Source organism: Corynebacterium sp., from assembly GCF_043426755.1.
In the GTDB taxonomy this organism is placed as follows: domain Bacteria; phylum Actinomycetota; class Actinomycetes; order Mycobacteriales; family Mycobacteriaceae; genus Corynebacterium.
The window spans coordinates 20,593-35,697 of record NZ_JBHWRP010000001.1 but is presented as its reverse complement, the minus strand read 5'-3'; the positions used below and the strand labels follow the sequence as shown (position 1 = coordinate 35,697).

13 protein-coding genes are annotated in these 15,105 nt (G+C 60.3%); 5 read left to right on the top strand and 8 right to left on the bottom strand.

Annotation, left to right across the window (positions count from 1 at the left end; genetic code table 11):
- From ACHFGA_RS00205 to ACHFGA_RS00195, 3 genes are all read left to right on the top strand, one after another.
- Positions 1-993: CE1758 family FMN-dependent luciferase-like monooxygenase (locus ACHFGA_RS00205; RefSeq protein ID WP_394280469.1), on the top strand; the 993-nt coding region annotated here is incomplete at its 5' end.
- Positions 994-998: 5 nt separating this feature from the next.
- Positions 999-1,667, top strand: a complete 669-nt coding sequence (locus ACHFGA_RS00200) for an FMN reductase (RefSeq protein WP_018582064.1) — start codon at positions 999-1,001, stop codon at positions 1,665-1,667.
- Positions 1,668-1,747: 80 nt separating this feature from the next.
- Positions 1,748-3,166, top strand: a complete 1,419-nt coding sequence (locus ACHFGA_RS00195; protein WP_394280468.1) for an L-serine ammonia-lyase — start codon at positions 1,748-1,750, stop codon at positions 3,164-3,166.
- An 18-nt stretch (positions 3,167-3,184) separates the two neighbouring features.
- Here the strand turns inward: ACHFGA_RS00195 and hisS are convergent, their stop codons facing one another.
- From hisS to tpx, 3 genes are all read right to left on the bottom strand, one after another.
- Positions 3,185-4,474: a histidine--tRNA ligase gene (hisS, locus tag ACHFGA_RS00190; RefSeq protein WP_018582066.1), complete on the bottom strand. Its 1,290-nt coding sequence runs from the start codon at positions 4,472-4,474 to the stop codon at positions 3,185-3,187.
- 19 nt (positions 4,475-4,493) lie between these two features.
- A complete protein-coding gene (locus ACHFGA_RS00185; RefSeq protein WP_394280467.1) occupies positions 4,494-5,147 on the bottom strand; it encodes an MBL fold metallo-hydrolase in 654 nt (217 codons plus the stop codon).
- 91 nt (positions 5,148-5,238) lie between these two features.
- Positions 5,239-5,739 carry a thiol peroxidase gene (tpx, locus tag ACHFGA_RS00180; protein ID WP_018582068.1) on the bottom strand — a complete coding sequence of 167 codons (501 nt, stop codon included), beginning with the start codon at positions 5,737-5,739 and terminating at the stop codon, positions 5,239-5,241.
- 136 nt (positions 5,740-5,875) lie between these two features.
- On the opposite strand from tpx, the gene ACHFGA_RS00175 reads away from it, so the two are divergent.
- Together ACHFGA_RS00175 and ACHFGA_RS00170 are read left to right on the top strand one after the other, a co-directional pair.
- On the top strand, positions 5,876-6,754 hold the full coding sequence (locus ACHFGA_RS00175) for a peptidylprolyl isomerase (protein WP_018582069.1): 879 nt from the start codon (positions 5,876-5,878) through the stop codon (positions 6,752-6,754).
- Between the two features lie 336 nt (positions 6,755-7,090).
- Positions 7,091-7,450: a hypothetical protein gene (locus ACHFGA_RS00170; RefSeq protein WP_394280466.1), complete on the top strand. Its 360-nt coding sequence runs from the start codon at positions 7,091-7,093 to the stop codon at positions 7,448-7,450.
- A gap of 89 nt (positions 7,451-7,539) precedes the next feature.
- Here the strand turns inward: ACHFGA_RS00170 and ACHFGA_RS00165 are convergent, their stop codons facing one another.
- The 5 genes from ACHFGA_RS00165 to ACHFGA_RS00145 form a co-directional block, all read right to left on the bottom strand.
- The gene (locus ACHFGA_RS00165) at positions 7,540-8,109 is read right to left on the bottom strand and encodes a DUF421 domain-containing protein (protein WP_394280465.1); all 570 of its coding nucleotides are present in this window, start codon (positions 8,107-8,109) and stop codon (positions 7,540-7,542) included.
- A gap of 94 nt (positions 8,110-8,203) precedes the next feature.
- Entirely contained in the window at positions 8,204-10,327 is a 2,124-nt protein-coding gene (locus ACHFGA_RS00160) for a bifunctional metallophosphatase/5'-nucleotidase (protein WP_394280464.1), read from the bottom strand.
- 176 nt (positions 10,328-10,503) lie between these two features.
- On the bottom strand, positions 10,504-12,777 hold the full coding sequence (locus ACHFGA_RS00155; RefSeq protein ID WP_026254404.1) for a bifunctional (p)ppGpp synthetase/guanosine-3',5'-bis(diphosphate) 3'-pyrophosphohydrolase: 2,274 nt from the start codon (positions 12,775-12,777) through the stop codon (positions 10,504-10,506).
- Positions 12,778-12,868: 91 nt separating this feature from the next.
- A complete protein-coding gene (locus ACHFGA_RS00150; RefSeq protein ID WP_394280463.1) occupies positions 12,869-13,432 on the bottom strand; it encodes an adenine phosphoribosyltransferase in 564 nt (187 codons plus the stop codon).
- Positions 13,419-15,053 (bottom strand): ABC transporter substrate-binding protein, encoded by a 1,635-nt coding sequence (locus ACHFGA_RS00145; RefSeq protein ID WP_394280462.1) that lies wholly within the window; start codon positions 15,051-15,053, stop codon positions 13,419-13,421. Before ACHFGA_RS00145 ends, ACHFGA_RS00150 begins: the two co-directional genes overlap by 14 nt.
- Positions 15,054-15,105 lie beyond the last annotated feature (52 nt).

The window sequence follows — 15,105 nt, the reverse complement described above, 5'->3', positions numbered from 1 at the left end:
GGCGAGCACCACAACCCGCCATTCGTGCCGTCCTCCCCCACGACGCACCTAGCTTTCATCGCGGCGCAGACGAAGAAAATTCAGTTCTCGACGTCTACGACGCTTATTACGACCAACGATCCCGTGAAGATCGCCGAGGATTACGTCTTCCTTCAGCACCTCGCTGGCGGCCGCGTGGATCTCATGATGGGCCGGGGCAATACCGGCCCGGTCTACCCGTGGTTCGGCAAAGATATCCGCCAGGGCATCCCGCTCGCCGTGGAGAATTATCACCTCCTTCGTCGCCTGTGGCGCGAGCCCGTCGTCAACTGGCAGGGCAAGTTCCGCACGCCGCTGCAGTCGTACGTCTCCACCCCGGCCCCGCTCGACGGCGTGCCGCCGTTTGTCTGGCATGGGTCCATCCGCTCCCCACAGATTGCAGAGCAGGCCGCGTATTACGGCGACGGTTTCTTCCACAACAACATCTTCTGGAACAAGGAACACACCGCGAAGATGGTCGCGATGTACCGCCGCCGCTACGAGAAGTACGGCCACGGCCGCGCAGATCAGGCCATCGTCGGCCTGGGAGGCCAGGTCTTCATCGCAGACACGGAGCAGGAAGCCAAGGACACCTTCCGTCCTTACTTCGACAACGCGCCGGTCTACGGCCACGGCCCGACGCTGGAGGAGTTCACTGAGCTGACCCCACTGACGGTGGGTACCGTGGAGCAGGTCATTGACCGCACCATGCAGTTTGCCGACTGGGTCGGTGACTACCAGCGCCAGCTCTTCCTCATCGACCACGCCGGCCTGCCGCTAGAGACGGTGCTGAACCAGATCGAAATCCTGGGCACCCAGGTGGTCCCAGAGGTGCGCCGCCGCATGGAGGAACGCCGCCCCGAGCACGTCCCCAGCGAGCCACCTACTTTCGCCACCCTGCGCGAAAACCGCGACCACCCACACTTCAAGGTGAACCCCGGCCAGACTGAATCAACCGAATCAGAGGAGGAATAAGGTTTATGCGCACACTTGCAGTTGTCTCGGCAGGTTTGTCGAATCCCTCGTCGACACGTTCGGTAGCCGACGCGATCTCCAGCGCAGTCGACGCTGCCGTCAGCGCACGCGGTGAAGCCCTGGAAATCCACACCATCGAACTACGCGAGCTAGTCAATGACCTAGCGACGGTTTTCACCACCGGCATGTCCTCGGCGCGTCTCGACGAGATCAAGAAGCTCATCTCTGCCGCCGACGGCTTGGTCGCCGTCACCCCGGTGTTCAAGGCGAGCTACTCCGGTCTGTTCAAAATGTTTTTTGACGCGCTTGACCAAGACTCGCTCAACAGCATGCCGACGATCATTGCCGCCACCGCGGGGACTCCACGCCACTCCCTGGTGACCGAATATGCGATGCGGCCACTGTTTACCTACATGCGTGCAGTCGTTGTTCCCACGTCCCTGTTCGCCGCGACTGATGATTTCGGTGGCGAAGAGGGTGTCTCCTTCGACAAGCGAGTAGCACGTGCCGCTGGAGAGCTAGCGGACCTCTTCGTCAGATCCGGCGACTACTCCCCAGGTTTCGGAGGAGCCACGGTGGAATCGAGCCGCAAGCCGCGCAAGACGGGCGTCGATTTGGAAGAGGACTTGGTGGACTTTGCCGATTTGCTCCGCGGACACGACGGAAACAGTTAGCTCAGTCACAAATCGGTAGAATATCGGGCACGGCATTAGAGCCGAGTTAAAGATCCACAACTCTTAATCCGAGGAGCATTATGGCAGCCGCGAGCATCAGTGTGATGGACCTTTTCACAGTGGGAATTGGCCCATCGTCTTCCCACACAGTCGGACCGATGCGAGCGGCCCACGCCTTCGTCGACAAGCTTGATGCTTTCCCCTCACGCGTGCGCGTTACCCTGCGCGGATCCCTTGCGGCCACAGGCGTGGGTCATGGCACCGATCGCGCGGCTCTGCTCGGGCTTGTCGGCTACACCCCCACCACCGTGACTCCCGATGTAGAGCCCGTCCTGGGCACCGCCATCGCCGCCAGCGGCACCATCTCTGGGCCTGCTGGAACTCTCACGTACAGCTTGATCTTCGACCCCGCGCCCGTGCCCGAACATCCCAACTGCATCATCTTCGATGCCTATGCAGACGACGGCTCGGTGATCGTTGAAGGCGTCGAATACTTCTCTGTTGGCGGCGGCTTCATCCAAGACCGTGCGTCGCTGGAGGCCCAGTCCGCGCGAGGACCGCTACCGGCAGGCGCAGCAACCGTCCGCGAGGAGCCGACCGTCACCTACCCATTCGGTAGCTCCGCGGAACTGCTTGAGCGTTGCGACGCGGCCACGTGCTCTATCGCAGAACTCATGGCCCACAACGAGGCCACTATCCACGCTGATCAAGGAGGCTGGGAGGCCGTCGCCACACACCTCGACTTAGTGTGGGACACCATGCAGGAATGCGTGGCTGCCGGTACAGAGGCTGAGGGGGAGCTGCCTGGCGGGCTGGGCGTGCGCAGGCGCGCACCGCAGCTTCGCGACCGCATCACGACGCAGAGCGGGCCGCAGAGTGCAGCGGGCCTTGACGCCATGGAATGGGTGAACCTCTACGCCCTTGCGGTCAACGAGGAAAACGCAGCGGGCGGACGTGTGGTCACCGCGCCCACCAACGGTGCAGCGGGGATCATTCCAGCGGTCATGCACTACTGCCGCGACTTCACCGAGAACTTCGACCAGCAGCGCGCGCGAGAGTTTCTGCTCACCGCGGGTGCGGTCGGGGCGATCATTAAGACCAACGCTTCGATCTCTGGGGCTGAGGTTGGCTGCCAGGGTGAAGTGGGGTCCGCATCGGCGATGGCGGCGGCAGGGATGTGCGCGCTTCTTGGCGGGACCCCGGCGCAGATCGAAAACGCCGCAGAGATCGCGCTGGAGCACAACCTTGGGCTGACCTGCGATCCTGTAGGCGGACTCGTGCAAATCCCGTGCATTGAGCGCAACGCGATCGGCGCCATCAAAGCGATCAATGCGGCACGCCTCGCCCGCTTGGGTGATGGCACCAACAGGGTCACGCTCGACGATGTCATCGAAACCATGGCCGCCACCGGCCGCGACATGTCGACCAAATACAAAGAAACCGCAACCGGTGGCTTGGCCACTCAGTTGGGTTTCCCTGTCAATATCACCGAATGCTAATCGACGAACACTCCGGCTTTAAGCAGCCAGAGCAGCGCGCAGAGCCGTCACCACTTCGTCCAGCTCTACCGGCTGCTGCGACTGGTCAGACATGTTCTTGATGGAGACCTGGCCTTCTTCCAGCTCGCGGTCGCCAAGCACCAAAGCAAATGCTGCTCCTGCGCGATCGGCGCCCTTCATCCCGCCCTTGAGGCCGCGCTCCCCGTACACCATGTCGGCGGAGATTCCAGCGGCGCGCAGCTGATTGATCAGCAGGCTCATCCGACGTTTCGCCGCCTCGCCCAGTGCTACGCCGTACACGTCGACACGACGTTCCACGCCATCGAGGGTGATTCCCTCAGCTTCGAGGGCCAAGACGGTGCGGTCAACGCCTAGGCCATAGCCGATGCCCGAGAGGTCCTGGCCGCCGATTTGCGCCATCAGGCCGTCGTAACGCCCGCCGCCACCGATGCCGGACTGTGCGCCAAGGCCGTCGTGGACGAACTCGAAGGTGGTCTTCGTGTAGTAATCCAGGCCACGCACCATGCGCGGGTTGATCGTGTAGGCGATCCCCATGTCATCGAGCGTGCCAGTCACGGTCTCGAAGTGTTCCTGGGTATTCGCGTCTAGGTGGTCCAGCATCAGGGGTGCCTCGGCCGTCATCTCTTGTACCTCTGGGCGCTTATCATCCAGCACGCGCAGCGGGTTGATTTCAGCGCGGTGGCGGGTCTCGTCGTCAAGCGGAAGCTTGAACAAGAACTCCTGCAGCTTCTCGCGGTAGGCCGGGCGGCAGTTATTATCGCCCAAGCTGGTCAGCTCCAGACGGAATTCCTTCAAGCCAAGCGCGCGGTAGGACCGGTCGGCCAAAGCGATGACCTCAGCATCCAGCAGTGGGTCATCCACGCCGATTGCCTCGATGCCCACCTGCTGCAGCTGGCGATAGCGGCCGGCCTGCGGGCGCTCGTAGCGGAAAAACGGGCCGTAGTAGTTCAACTTCACGGGCAGGTGCCCGCGGTCTAGGTTGTGCTGGATGACCGAGCGCATTACACCCGCTGTCCCCTCGGGACGCAGGGTGACAGATCGATCGCCGCGATCGGCGAACGTGTACATTTCCTTACTCACCACGTCGGTGGACTCGCCGACACCGCGGGCGAACAAGGTGGTGTCCTCAAAGATCGGCAGCTCGATGTGCTGGTAGCCGGCCAGATGCGCCTGGCGCACCATTTCGTCACGGACGCGCAAGAACGTCGCAGAGGCCGGTGGCACATAATCGGGCACGCCCTTGGGCGCGGATAGTGCCTGGAACTTGTCGGTCTTTTTGTTAGTCACAACCGGACATCTTAGTACCTCACTGCGGGTACTTCTGCTTTGCCATCCGAAGATACGGATTGGAGGTGCGTTCCATGCGCATCGTCGTGGTCGGGCCGTGCCCAGGAAGTACGGCCAGATCGTCGGAAAGCGACCAGACGGGACCTGCCAGCGAGCGATCCATCGCATCCGGGTCTGAGCGGTCCAAATCAGTGCGGCCGATCGTTCCACGGAAGAGAACATCGCCGCTGAAGCAGGCCTCATCATGGATCAGCAATACGCTGCCCGGAGAATGCCCCGGGGCATGAGCCACGCGCACGCTGAAGCCGGCGTGCATAACCGTCTCGCCATCGACGAAATAGCGCAGCTCCTCGATGGGCACCATATTCTTCGCATCGAAGAGCAATTTGCTCTGCTCGGACACGCCATCGCCGGCAGCCAGCATGTACTCGTCCTCGGGGTGAATGTAGACAGGCACGTTATGCCTCTTCGCCAGCGCCCCGGCATCACGCGTGTGGTCGAGGTGGCCATGCGTGAGATAGACCGCCTCCAGCGCCACGGCCTGCTCACGCAGGTATGCCTCCACCTTCTCTTGGGTATGCATACCCGGATCCACCACCACCGCAGCCCCGTCGCCGGTGACGACATAGCAGTTGGTCTTGTACGGGCCTGCAGCAAAACCGGCAATATTCATGTGGGTCATCCTAGCCAACAGTGGGCGCAGAAAGCTTAACGACGATGACCCCTACCGGGCGGGGCCATCGTCGTTAAGTAAAAAAGGTGGGTTACTTCAGGGCATCGATTGCCGCGTCGTAATCCGGTTCGTTGGTGATCTCGTCGACAAGCTGGGTGTAAATGACCTTGTGGTCAGCGTCGGTGACAACTACCGAGCGCGACAGCAGGCCCTCCAGCGGCGAACCCTGCAGGGTCACGCCGAAATCATCACCGAAAGAGGAGCGGAAAGCCGAACCGGTGGTGACGTTGTCCACGCCGTTCTCCTCGAGGAAACGGTCATGCGCGAAAGGCAGGTCCTTAGAAACGTTGAGCACGACGGTGTCCTCGCCCAGGTCCTGGGCGCGCTTGTTGAACTCGCGAACGGAGTTAGCGCACACGCCGGTATCCAGGGATGGGAAAATGTTCAGAACAAGGCGCTTGCCCTGGTAATCCTCGTCGGTCACCGCCGAAAGATCGGTGCCGACAAGTTCGAAAGATGGAAGCTGGTCGCCCTTGTCTGGGAGCTCGCTAGCAGTGGTTGTAGGTGCAGAATCAAAAGTAACGTTTGCCATGGGCCCCACTGTAGTGACGCAGCTCGCACTTCGCCACGACGATAACGGGCACTCCTGCTCCTCTCGCCCACGTGGGGAAGTAAAGTGGTGCATAAGTTTCACTTTTGTCCCACGAATCGAGCGAGGTTTACCCTAGGTGAGCAATAACAAACAGCGAGGCAAGGACGCCCTCAAAGAACTTGAAGGCGCGCTGAATTCTCGCGACCGGAAAGAGAAGACCCAGCCGCTGACCGTCGTTGTTATCGCTGCCGTAGTTTTAGTGGCGATCGTCGGAGGCATCTACTGGGCCGCCACCTACGACAACGAAGACGAAGAAGTAGTCGCAGAAGACCAGGCAACCAGCACCGAGTCCACCGACCAAGCGGACCCGCTGGCCAACTTCGAGCCACTGGCCACCGAACGCGCAGAAGCCCTGCCAGCGACCGTGACCTGTACCTACGAGGAGACCGGCGATCCTGCGCGCGATGTGGGACTGCCTGAAGGCGAAAACATTTCCACCGAGGGCACCGTGACCGTGGAGCTAGACACCACCGCTGGACCAATCGGCATGGAGCTTGACCGCAGCGTGGCGCCATGCACCGTCAATGCGATTGAACACCTGGCCGACAATGACTACTACGACGACACGATCTGCCACCGCCTGACCACCAGCGATTCCCTCAAGGTGCTCCAGTGCGGTGACCCTTCTGGCACCGGTTCCGGCGGCCCGGGCTTCCAGTTCGCTAACGAATACCCCACCGACGAGGCAGCGGACACCTCCACCCCAGTCATCTATGAGCGCGGCACCATTGCCATGGCCAACGCAGGCCCTGACACCAACGGCTCCCAGTTCTTCCTGAACTACGGCGACGGCGGCCTGCCACCGATGTACACCTACTTCGGCCAGATCACCGACGAAGGACTGGCAACACTTGACTCCATCGCAGAAACCGGACTCGAGGCCGAAGCGGCTCCGACCGGTGACGGCGCCCCAGCCGAAGAAGTACGCATTAACTCGGCAACCGTCGTCGAGTAATTACTGACGGTCGTTCACAGTTCCTACCCCCTAAATCAGGGGGAGGAACTTTTTCTTTTTGCGCAGTACAGCGGTAGTTTTGCAGACAAAGGTGAACATTAGTCCATCGACGGGCGTGCCCAATGTGGGCACCTTTATCATCCTTTCCCAAGGTAGCTGGCAGGATTAGGGGGTGCGAGCTTCCCAAATCTTGAGAGTCAGCTGGGTGCTTTCCATTAGCTAACTACCCTCACCTCATATTTGCGCAGGTAAACGCTAGGGAAACTAACTCAGGACACACCCAGGTTAGTCTTGAGGGAATATCGAATTACCGCTAAGTTTGTTACACAGTAATCGATGCCGTTCCAGAAAGATTGGTTTTTCATGAAGCTCCGCAAGTCTCTCGCAGCAGTCGCAACCGCACTGGCCGTCGCAACCGCAGGCACCACCGCCGCTGTCGCCCAGGAGGGCAGCTCCCTCTCCTCCTCCAACGTCCCAACCTCGTCAGATGACAAGACTGCTGCAGACCAGGAAAATGGCGGCGAGGAGGGTAACGAGAACGACTCCGAGAAGAAGGAAACCGACACCGAGAACACCGGAAACGGCTCCTCCATCAAGGATGCATCGCCAGACGACATCAAGGCGTGGATCTCTGTTTTCACCGCAGTTGTCACCGCTCTGGGCACCCTGTTCGCTTTCGTTCAGAAGTACCTCTAAGCCTCAGGGTTGATCGTCAGAATTTCTGACATACGTCAAAGCCACTGTTCCTACGCTGGGACAGTGGTTTTTTCATGCCCGCAGCAAGACTAATAAAAGAGATGCTCGTCAGCGCCGATCACGATGTCAAATACCTCTGGATCGAGCTGCTGACCCGTCTTGATAGCAGTAAACGCCCCCGTCGGTTCAATCACCACCGCAGCAAGATCGCCCAAGGAACCCACCCCGGTCCGCCGTGCAACAGTGTTGAGGTCGTGCATGGACACGTGAGTTTTCTTCATCAGCTCCGGCAAGGGCTTCCCGTGGGCGAGGACAAGGACAGGAGCGCGATCGAAGAGCCTATCGATATGGGTGTTCTTCCGGATCGCCCCGAACACCGCCTCCAGCACCATGAGCGTGGCCAAGCCAATGATGCCGGCGACCAGCGACGGCGGATGCCCGATAATCACGCGCCCCGCGACCGCACCGAACATAATCACCACCACCGCATCGGTGGCGGTGATCGAAGACAGAATGCGCGAACCAAAAATCTTCGCCAAGAGCATGAACGCGATATAGATCCCGGCCGCAGACAGAATCACAACGGGAATCCGGCCGAGCTCAATTCCCCACTGTTCGGAGGCCATCTCCCACCACTGGCCCAGTTGGTCAACGTTCATGCTTATCGACGATACCCGCCCTCGTCGATAAGCAAAGAACCTCTCCGCAGCCCATTAACAGGCTGCGGAGAGGTTGTTGAGGAGCAAGCGCTTCCTAGAAGAAGTTCGCCAGTGCTGAGTCAATCTGGTTCGGGAACAGCAACGCGATCAGGCCACCCAAGCCGAGAGCTGCCGCGAGGCCGAGGATAAGGCCCATGATCGGGTTGGAAGACAGGCTGCCAGCGGAACCTGGGGTGTCCTGGGACGGAGCCGGTGCCGGATCCGGAGTCGAACCATCTGCGTCCGCGACGGTCACCGGCATAGAGATATCGGTGCCGGCGTCAGTGGTCACGCTCAGGGTCTGGTCACCCGCTGCCTCCGCGGGAAGATCGATCTCCACGGTGGCGCGGCCGATCTCGCCGAAACCGGCGTCTGCCTCGGTGGTCTCGTTGCTGATATCGGCGGTGACCTCGGTGTCACCGATCTTCAGGGTGACTGTCTGTGCCATCGGCTCACCCTCAGTGGAATAGTTCAGAGAGGACAGCTGGATGGTGTTCTTCTCCCCCGCCTTCAGCCCGCCTTCGGGCAGGACCACGCCAACCTCGGCCTGACCGCTGCGCACCGCTGCCTGGCCCGATGCCAAGTAGTCCATGAAGGCAGTGATGTCCATGTAGCCGACGTTGACCTGGTCGCGAACATCGTCAGGGTTGATGAAAGAGTCGCCGCCTTCGAACAGGAAGGTCGATGTGGCCACTGTGTAGTCCTTGGCTGGATCCAGAGGTGCACCATTGATGGTGACGTGCTGGATGCGCTGGCCCTGCTCCGCCTCTGGGTTGTAGACGTAGTTCACGTTGTCAGAAACACCCAGGGACAGGCGTGGGCGTCCCGACCCTGGCTGCCACTGGCGCTCGAGCGCATCGATAATCGCCTGGCCGGACAGAGTTGCGTAGGACAACTCGTTGCCGAAAGGCTGCATGGTGTACGCTTCCTCCACCGTCACCGCGCCGGCTTCGAGGTCGGAGCGAACGCCGCCAGCGTTCATCAGTCCGAGGTCAATCATGCCTCCGCCAAGGAACGCATCCATTGCCTGCAGATTGGACTCAGCCAGCATGTTGTTCGCGGTGGATTCGACGCCACGGTTGGAACCGGCAGACCGACCAGGCTCAGAACCGCGGTAGAAGGACTCGTCGAGCTGCGCGACCTCCTGCTCACCCAGCACCTCGGCCTCAGCAGCAGCCTTATCGACGATGGCAGCAACCTCCGCGTTGGGCTCAATCACCCCTTCTGCCTGCAACTGCACAAACTCAGGCGCGCCGTACTGCTGAGCGTTGATCTCCTCGATTTCGCCGGTGGCCTTGTTGTAGGTGATGTCCAAGTCAGTGACAAGCTTGCCGTACTCCCATGACTGGGCATAGGGCACCGGAGCATCATTGTCCAGCTGGGTGAGGTGGGAGTCTCCACCAAACAGGAAGTCAACGTACTCAGGGTCCATCTTCGGCCCGTCGACTTCAGCCGGGTCATGCTGGAGCACCACGACGATGTCTGCCAGGCCCTCGTCCTTCAGGCGCTTCGCCTCAGCGTTGGCCTCTGTGGAGGCGTCGGTGAAGTTGATGCCCTCCACCATCTTTGGCGAGACCTTCTTCGGGGTGGCGTTGGAGGTGGTACCGACCACGCCCAGCTTCACACCGTCAAAATCGTAGACCTTGGAGGGCTCCAGGAAACGGGAGCCGTCGTTGTAGTAAACGTTTGCTGCCAGGATCTCCGAATCGTGGCGCTCTACCAAGCGGCCGGACAGGTCCTCGTGCCCCTTGTCGAACTCGTGGTTGCCGGCAGCGTTGACATCGATCCCCATGGCGTTAAGGGCATCCATAGTGGGCTCGTCGTTCGCAATAGACGAGATGAACGCGGAGCCACCGACGTTGTCACCGGAGGTGGTTTTCAGGCCATGGGCTGCGTCTTGGTTGACGTAGTCCATGAGTGCTGCAAGGTTCGCTGCTCCAAGTTCGACGCCATCGTAAGTGGGGCGAGCACCAGAGCCTGGATTGGCTTCCCAACGCGCGATGTCGCCCGCGCGGGCCGCGACGCCATCTTCCAAGTGGCCATGGAAGTCGGTGAAGTTCGAGATGGAAATGGTGACGAGGTTATCCTCCTGTGCGCCAGCAACGACAACCGTTGACAGCGCGAGGGCGGAAGTGGTGGTCGCAGCAATCAAGCGACCGACACGGCGAAACTTGAACACGGAATGCTCCTCAGATCAGACATGCAGGTACGGGATACCTTTACGTTTAATCGAAAAGTGATGCTTCCGCGCTTGTCTATACATCTATATATGCAGGACGTCATCTCGCGCTAGTCAAGAATTCATCTTCATTTCACGCGTGGGGACATAAGCGTTCACTTAAGGAGGCCGGTGCACTAGGCAGTAACGCGGTAGATGTCGAAGACACCTTCCACGTTCCGCAACTGATTTATTAGGGCGCCCAACTGCTTGGTATCGGACACGCCCACGGTGAATCGGATCATGGCCACGCGATCGTCGCCAAGCTGCGAATTCAGCGCAACCACTGACAATTTCTGCTCAGTCAAGATTCGCGTCAGCTCTGCCAGCAGCCCATAACGATCGAGCGCCTCGATCTGCAAGGTGGCAGAAAATCCTTGGCCTCCAAACCCGTCCCCGGCCCATTCAACGGGCAGCAAGCGTTCGGGTTCTTCCTGCAACTTCGGCGCGTTCGTGCAGTCAGTGCGGTGAACCGACACGCCGCCACCGCGGGTGACAAACCCAAGAATCTCATCTCCCGGTACGGGCTGGCAGCACTTCGCCAACTTCGCCATCACGTCTGGGGACCCGTCGACAAGCACTCCCGTTTCGCTGCCAGAGGTCTGCTGCGGCGGGACAAGCTGGGATAGCGGCGTGCGCGCAGTGAGCGCATCGACGGCGTCGTCCTCGTCCCCGAACATGGCCATCAACTGGTGGGCCACGTGTTGCGCCGACACTGTTCCTGCCCCGATCGCTGTATACAGCGCATCGACATCCGGGTAATGCAGCTGGGTGGCTACCTTGCGCATCGATTCAGCGGTGAACAGGCGGTGCATCGGCAACCCGCCGCGCTGGACCTCGGCGGCGAGTGCATCGCGCCCCGCCTCCAAGTGCTCTTCACGACGTTCCTTCGCGAACCACTGCCTAATCTTCGCCTTCGCGCGCGGCGAGACAACAAAATCCTGCCAGTCGTGCGAGGGCCCCGCGTTCTGGTCTTTCGACGTGAATACTTCCACGCGATCACCAGACTGCAGCTCTGATTCCAGCGCCACCAGCTTGCCGTTCACCTTCGCGCCGATACACCTGTGGCCAACCTCGGTGTGGACCGCATAGGCGAAATCGACCGGGGTGGAGCCCGCCGGCAGGTTGATCACATCACCTTTCGGGGTGAATGCGAAAATCTGCTTCGCGCTTAGGTCATAGCGCAGGGAGTCCAGGAACTCGTTCGGGTCCGCCGCTTCCTTCTGCCAGTCCAACAGCTGACGCATCCACGACATCTGGTCAATCTCAGCCTGGTCGCCTTTGTGAGAGCCCTTGGTCTCCTTATAGCGCCAGTGGGCGGCCACGCCGAACTCGGCGTTGTAGTGCATCTCGTGGGTACGCACCTGGATCTCCAGGGGGCGTCCCGAATCCGTCATCACCGTCGTGTGTAAAGACTGGTACACGCCGAATCGCGGGTTGGAAATATAGTCTTTGAACCGCCCCGGCATCGCAGAGTAAATCGAATGCACCACGCCGATGGCGGCGTAGCAGTCGGAGATCGTATCGACGAGCACTCGAATACCCACCAAATCAAAAATCTCATCGAACTCGCGACCGCGCACGACCATCTTCTGATAAATCGACCAGTAATGCTTCGGCCGTCCCCGGATCTCTGCCTTGACATTATTCGCCTTCAGCTCAGCGCCGACCTCATCCGAAATCTCGCGGAGTGCGCGATCACGGGACGGCGCCCGGTCGGCCACCAAGCGGACAATCTCCTCGTACTTCTTCGGGTACAGGATGGCGAATGAGAGGTCTTCCAGCTCCCACTTCACACTCGCCATGCCGAGGCGGTGCGCTAGAGGGGCAATAACTTCGAGGGTTTGGCGCGCCTTCTTAGCCTGCTTCTCAGGAGGTAGGAAACGCATCGTGCGCATGTTGTGCAGCCGGTCGCCAACCTTAATCACCAAAACGCGCGGATCCTGCGCCATGGCGACGATCATCTTCCGGATGGTTTCGGCTTCAGCAGCAGCCCCCAGTGCCACCTTGTCCAGCTTCGTCACGCCATCGACAAGGCGCGCGACCTCTGGGCCGAAGTCGTCGGTCAGTTCCTCCAAGGAATAGTCCGTGTCTTCCACGGTGTCATGGAGCAAGGCCGCTATCAGCGTGGTGGTGTCCATACCAATTTCGGCACAGATGGTGGCAACCGCCAGGGGGTGGGTGATATAGGGATCGCCGGACTTGCGCATCACCCCTTCGTGCAGCCGCTCGGCCGTGTCATACGCTCGTGACAAGGCCTCAACGTCTGCCTTCGGGTGAAACTCGCGGTGGATCGAGAGTAAAGGGTCCAAGACTGGGTTCGTTTTGGTCCGACTCCCCGTCAAAGACCGCGCGAGCCGCGCAGATACGCTACGCATTCCTGTTAGGCGCTGGCTCTTCTCCTGAGTCATTGTCGCCTCCTTCACCCTCGACGTGTCCAACCGACCACATAATGTCGATTTACACCATCATACTCTTGGTGCTCTCCCACGCGGTCCCAGACTAACCAGCATCCACCGTGTCGCCATCGACAACAATGACTGGACCACGTCCCTCGATCCGTTCGCGGCCGCCAAGCCCCTCGACTTCGAGTACAACAACGTAACCGGGTACTTCACCGCCTGCTTGCTCAATGAGTTCCGTGGCGGCAATCAAGGTGCCACCCGTGGCGAGGACATCGTCGACAAGCACGACCTTCTTGCCCTTCAGGTCAATCCCATCCACGGGGATCTCCAGGGCCGCGGAGCTGTACTCCGTCTTATATTCCTGAGTAAACACCGGTGGAGGCAGCTTGCCCTTCTTCCGAATCGCCAGCACGCCCACGCCCAAGTCATAGGCCACGGCAGACCCCAAGAGGAATCCGCGGGCGTCCAAGCCACCAATCATGTCTGCTCCCAAGCGCTGGCAAGCCTTGGACAGATCCTCAATGATCACCTTCAATGCGTCGCCGTCGGCAAGCACTGGGGTTAGGTCTTCAAACAGAACTCCTTCTTCGGGAAAGTCCTGAACATAACGCATTTTCGCCTTCAGCGCCTCGCGAGAGTTTGCGTACTTATTTTGGCTCACTGCTAGGTTCCTCACTTGATACTTGCCACCGGTCCATGTTCCATCCGATCCCGGCGGGTCCGGTGTACACCACAACGTTACCCACATTACGGTCGATGATGAACGAACGGGGTTGGGCAGCCAAAGGAATCCGCGACAATTCTTCCCACTGCTGCTCTTCTGCCTCACGCAGAGCACCCAACTCGCTCGAACGCGGCTCCGCAGCGCTGTACTCCGCCAGAGGATCCGCCCCACCCAAGAAGGCATCGATGCTGCCCTCTTCGACTGTTTGCTCGCCCCATTCATTAACCCCGTAGCCTCCGACATCGGCGAGAGTCTTGCCGTCTTCCGTGGCATCAATGACGGTGATCCCAGCAGGCTCGCACGATACCCGCATGGCCTCAACCATGGCGGCCTTGCGCGCATTTGGCGACGAATACCCTACCCGCAGCTCGGTGCCTGCAGCCACGCTGGCACCGGGAATGTCCACCGCCATATGCGGGTCGACGATGTTCGCCAAGTGACGCGCCAGCGGATCGAAATGATCCACCACGTGGACCCCTACCGCAGGCACCTCTACGCCCGAAACTTCCGACGACGCTGCTGCCACCGCGTGCTGGTCGATACACTTCGACAGAGCTTGGCGGAACTCCGGTGTTGCCCAGGGACCTGTCTCCGCAATGCGCAGCGTGTCAGTGAGCTCCCCGACGCTGGACTCAATTGTGTAGGGGCTTCCTTCGACATTCAGGTCCACCCAGTCTGGCTCTGCTGTCAGCAGGTCGCCGACTCGCAGCGCGCCTTCGTCGACAAGCGCGCCCGAATCGGCAGTAGCCGGCCACACCACGACTGTGTCCAGCGAGGCCTGGTCGCCGTAGTAATAATCGTTGCGCACTAAAGTGACCTCGCCGTCCTCGCCGACGCTTTCAATGCGAAACGGGCCGAAAGAGACCTGCATCTCCGGGTCGAAATGAGCAAGATCGAAACCTTCACGCCACAGGTTTGCGATGGGCTCAATCTGGGCTGGATCCCCGGAGTCCAAAGCCTGAGCCATCTGAGTAGCGTCCATGTCCAGCTTGCGCGCGATCGCGTGAGACGGCAAAACTGTGCCGGGACCGAACAACTCCCGCCAGCGGCCCCCCTGGCCTTCCTTGAACACGACCGTAAATTGCTTGGCCCCCGGCAAGCACGTCACTCGCTCCACCTGATCCATCACGGGCATGTGCGAGCCGAACAGTTCAGGTTGGGATCCCGCCGTATACGCCAGCAGGAAATCTGTGCATGTCACATGAGTGCCGTCAGAAAACACAGCGTCCGGCGACAAGGTGTACACCACCTGACGCTGGGCACCAGGCAGCGACTGGGCTGTCACCAGGTCTGAGTTCGGAATCATCTGCCCGCTCGGCCCCGGCACGAACACCGCTGGGTACAGGCGGCCCGACAAGAGCTGGGCGTTCGTCGATACGCCTACTTCGGAGCCCGCATTCGTCGTCAAGAGCGGTACCGCGACTTGATAACCGAATAGGTCAGTCGATTCGGCGGCCTGCTCCTTGGGCGTTTCACGGCTTTCTGCGCATCCGACGAGCAATGCGGCAGCCGCAACAACAGAGCCGACACCGCGAGCGATCCGGGAGTTCAAAAGCAAAGAGATACCTCAATTCACACAGTCTTGGCGACACGTGCCAGGGCGATGAGAG

Excerpts from the sequence above, each read along its gene's own strand:
- ACHFGA_RS00200 (WP_018582064.1), top strand. The coding sequence starts at position 999 with ATGCGCACACTTGCAGTTGTCTCGGCAGGTTTGTCGAATCCCTCGTCG.
- ACHFGA_RS00195 (WP_394280468.1), top strand. The coding sequence starts at position 1,748 with ATGGCAGCCGCGAGCATCAGTGTGATGGACCTTTTCACAGTGGGAATT.
- ACHFGA_RS00185 (WP_394280467.1), bottom strand. The coding sequence starts at position 5,147 with ATGAATATTGCCGGTTTTGCTGCAGGCCCGTACAAGACCAACTGCTAT.
- tpx (WP_018582068.1), bottom strand. The coding sequence starts at position 5,739 with ATGGCAAACGTTACTTTTGATTCTGCACCTACAACCACTGCTAGCGAG.
- ACHFGA_RS00170 (WP_394280466.1), top strand. The coding sequence starts at position 7,091 with ATGCCGTTCCAGAAAGATTGGTTTTTCATGAAGCTCCGCAAGTCTCTC.
- ACHFGA_RS00165 (WP_394280465.1), bottom strand. The coding sequence starts at position 8,109 with ATGAACGTTGACCAACTGGGCCAGTGGTGGGAGATGGCCTCCGAACAG.
- ACHFGA_RS00155 (WP_026254404.1), bottom strand. The coding sequence starts at position 12,777 with ATGACTCAGGAGAAGAGCCAGCGCCTAACAGGAATGCGTAGCGTATCT.